This is a genomic window from Candidatus Rhabdochlamydia sp. W815, assembly GCF_018642185.1.
Classification (GTDB): Bacteria; Chlamydiota; Chlamydiia; order Chlamydiales; family Rhabdochlamydiaceae; genus Rhabdochlamydia; species Rhabdochlamydia oedothoracis.
In genome coordinates this window covers 1-3,448 of record NZ_JAAVTY010000133.1, presented here as the reverse complement: position 1 = coordinate 3,448, position 3,448 = coordinate 1, and the positions used below count along the sequence as shown (strand labels likewise).

2 protein-coding genes and 2 pseudogenes are annotated in these 3,448 nt (G+C 34.0%); 3 read left to right on the top strand and 1 reads right to left on the bottom strand.

Annotated features, from left to right (window positions below; all coding sequences use genetic code 11):
- The 3 genes and pseudogenes from RHOW815_RS08690 to RHOW815_RS07400 form a co-directional block, all read left to right on the top strand.
- Window positions 1-160, top strand: a pseudogene (locus tag RHOW815_RS08690) (IS481 family transposase); the annotation flags it as partial.
- 14 nt (window positions 161-174) lie between these two features.
- A complete protein-coding gene (locus RHOW815_RS07405; protein ID WP_215217678.1) occupies window positions 175-1,635 on the top strand; it encodes an O-antigen ligase family protein in 1,461 nt (486 codons plus the stop codon).
- Window positions 1,632-3,149 (top strand): lipopolysaccharide biosynthesis protein, encoded by a 1,518-nt coding sequence (locus tag RHOW815_RS07400; RefSeq protein ID WP_215217677.1) that lies wholly within the window; start codon window positions 1,632-1,634, stop codon window positions 3,147-3,149. Before RHOW815_RS07405 ends, RHOW815_RS07400 begins: the two co-directional genes overlap by 4 nt.
- 172 nt (window positions 3,150-3,321) lie before the next feature.
- On the opposite strand, the pseudogene RHOW815_RS07395 reads toward RHOW815_RS07400, so the two are convergent.
- Window positions 3,322-3,448: pseudogene (locus tag RHOW815_RS07395) on the bottom strand (IS5/IS1182 family transposase); the annotation flags it as partial.

Genomic DNA, 3,448 nt, shown 5'->3' with positions numbered 1-3,448 from the left:
CAATGAAGAGCGAGTCCATTCTGGGAAATATTGTTATGGGAAGACACCATGGCAAACATTTCAGGATGCAAAGCATCTAGCACAAATGAAAAAGCTAGACACATTACACCAAATTGACACTGTCAATGAAGTGCTGTCTGTCAACTCAAGTTCTGTCTAGGACATATAAAAAATATGCTTATTCAAAAACCATTTTATTTTTGGATCCAGAGATTGCTCTATTTATTCTCTAATGCTGTGTTGATTCTTTTATTTTTGCTTCTTCCTTTTCAAAAAAGATTCCGCGCTTTTTTAAGTGCGTTTTCTGATCGAATGATCCCTGCTGATCTGGTTTTACCCGATTTTTTTTATCGTCATATTGAATTTTTTCCAGGTGACTTAGTGATTTTTGTACTTGTGCTACTTGTTCTTTTACAAGCGCCAAAAACCTTGGGCGGCAGATTACTTACGACACCTGTTCGATGGTTGGTTTTATTTTGTTTAACGGCTTTTTTCTCGATTGTTTTCTCTTCCGCACGGTGTTACTTGTTGCAGTATATTCGTCTTGTACAGTTCTCAACGATGATTTTGCTTTTTTGTGCTATTGAATATATCGTAGCTCAAAATAGAACCCGTCAACTCATCAAATGGATTGCTTGGACAGTTGTAATTACGGCAAGCGTGCAATGTATCATTGCTTGTATGCAGTATTTTTCTCAAAGCTCTCTAGGGTTTCATAAAATAGGAGAGCCTCCTTTACATTGGTTTAGTTTTTCCAACCCAGGAAAACAGCGTTGGATTTTTGATCAAATCTCTCATTTTCAGCTGCCCTTAAATGTGCTTTATCGAGCAACAGGGCTATTTTCTCACCCTAATGTATTCGGAGGATTTTTATTTTTCTCTCTCTTGAATGCATCTTATTTATATGTAATCCATCAGGAAAAGTGGATTAAATGGGTATTAACGCCGCTTATTTTCCTGCATTTTCTAGCTTTAAGCATTTCTTTTTGTAGAGCCGCGATGATTGCTTGTGTTGTAGGGATGATCATTTGGACGATTATTCAATATTTTTGGATAGAAGATCTTACTTATAGAAAAGAGATTAAAAAAGTTTGGCTACTTTTTTTTGTCAGTAGCGTTATTTGCTTAGCTCTTTTTTATCAGCAGTTTTTTAATAGGGGAGGGATTGTAAACTATAACCAGATGGTACAATACGCGGATGGGGAAAGAATTGTTTATCAAGAAATAGCTTTAAAAATGATCAAAGCAAATCCTTGGTTTGGTATAGGGTTTAATAATTTTCAACTCTGTAATGATCCCGTTCAATTTGGGCTTTTTCTCTGTGCAAAAGTGCACAATATTTATTTGTTGATTGCTGTTGAAACAGGGATTATCGGATTTATATTCTTTGGTGCCTTTTTACTTTCTATCTTAAAAAAAGCTATTCAAAAACCTTTTTCTCAAGAACAAGCGTTATTTTTGAGTATATTTATAGGGTTCTTATGGGTTGGATGTTGTGATTATTATTTTGTAGAACAGATGTATGGAAAAGTCTTGTTTTTTACTTCTTTAGCATTACTTAATGCTATTGCTCAGAAGACGACTATTTCACAACTTCGTCATTTGAAAAAGAGAGCTTTTTTATCGAGATCATGAGTAAAAATCATTCTAAAATCAATTTAATAGCAAATTTCTGCAATAAAGCTTGTTCAGGGCTAATTTTATTGATTTGTGTGCCTTTTTACTTGGAATACCTGGGAATAGAAGCCTATGGGATCACCGGTTTTTATCTTCTACTAAGTTTTCTGCTGGTTCCCATTGAAGCAGCAATTGGTACAACAATTAATCGTCAAATGGCTCAGCTTACAGTAGTAGAAAATACAAGAATAGAAGCAGCCGATCTATTGCGATCCTTAGAAGGAGTATATTGGTTTATTTGCGTATTAGTGGGTCTTAGCATTAGTTGTTTATCAAGCTCGATCGCCAATAACTGGGTGCAGCCTGTGCATCTTTCTTCACAAGAGGTTGCTCAAGCGGTTATTTTAATGGGAATCTGCTTGAGTTTTCAGTGGCCAAATTCTCTGTATTCTAACGGTTTGATGGGCTTGCAGAAACAATTGATCGTAAATTCTATCCAAATATTTTTCACATTTTTTAAATCAATAGGAGTCATTGCAGTACTTGCCTTTATTAATCATTCTTTACGCGCTTTTTTTATTTGGCATTTAAGTATTCTCATCTTACATACACTAACCCTTGCTATTCTGTTATGGAAATACATGCCTCAAAATAGGGGGTTTTTTAGAGCGCGTTTTTGTAGAAAGCTTTTAGAGCAATCATGGCCTTTTATTTCTCAGACTTTTTTTTTAACACTAACAAGTACATGTATTGTTTCCTTGGATAAGCTTTTTATAAGTAGATACGCTCCTTTAGAAGTATATGGGTGCTATATACTCGCCTATAATCTATCCAATGGACTTTACTTAATGATTCAACCTTTTTTTCGTTCTCTATTCCCTAGGTTTGCTCAGTTGATTGCACAAAAAAAACTAGTGGACCTCTATAAATTATATGAAAACGCTTCTCAAGTAGTAGCTGTTTTGGTTTTGTCTTTAGCCGTTTTATGTGTTTGTTTTGCTAATGAACTTGTTTTTATTTGGATTCGTAATCATCAAATAGCAGAAAAAGCAGTTCCTATTCTCCGCCTTTTTATTTTAGGAACAGCCTGTAATGGATTGATGAGCTTGCCTTTAGCCTTGCAGTACTCCTTTGGATGGTTAAAAGCACTAATTTGGCAAAATGTCATCACATTAATTCTTTTGTTTCCGATGGCGTTCTTATTTTATGAAAGGTTAGGAGTGCTTGCAGTTGCTTCAATTTGGTTTATTCATAACTTATGTTCTATTTTGATTCTTCCCATTATTCATCGCAAATTGATACCAGAAAGTAGTAATCGTTGGATAAAAGATCTATGTATTCTGCCTCTACTTGCACCGCTTGTTTTAAATATTTTAGCGATGAATTTTTTGCCAAAGATCGAATCTATATATCTTTTAATGACTATTTTAAGTTGCCTAGGGATAGGATCTATAGGTTTTTCTTTTTGTTTAACCTCGATTTTTAGAGATTGGGTAAGAAAAAAATTTTCTCCAGAACTTTTAATAAAGTAGAATGGAAAAAATATGAAAACAATTTGTTATGATATTTTTTGTGGAATTTTGTACATTTTAAAAAGTGGTTGCCAGTGTCGTATGTTATCCATAGAATATCCTAAATGGGAATGATGTGATTATTATTTCCATCTTTGGAATAAAAAAGATCATAAAAATTCTAAGATCCTGTTTAAAATCTTTTCAAAAGTAGAGCAATAAAAGCAAGAACCACCATATTCAGGCTTGTATGTAGTTTTCTTTCGCAATTTTTCCATAGCCTGCGACATTTTTCTATCCACGCAAAAGAACGCTCTACA

Bases quoted from the DNA above. Each gene is read 5' to 3' on its own strand.
- RHOW815_RS07405 (WP_215217678.1), top strand. From the start codon at position 175: ATGCTTATTCAAAAACCATTTTATTTTTGGATCCAGAGATTGCTCTAT.
- RHOW815_RS07400 (WP_215217677.1), top strand. From the start codon at position 1,632: ATGAGTAAAAATCATTCTAAAATCAATTTAATAGCAAATTTCTGCAAT.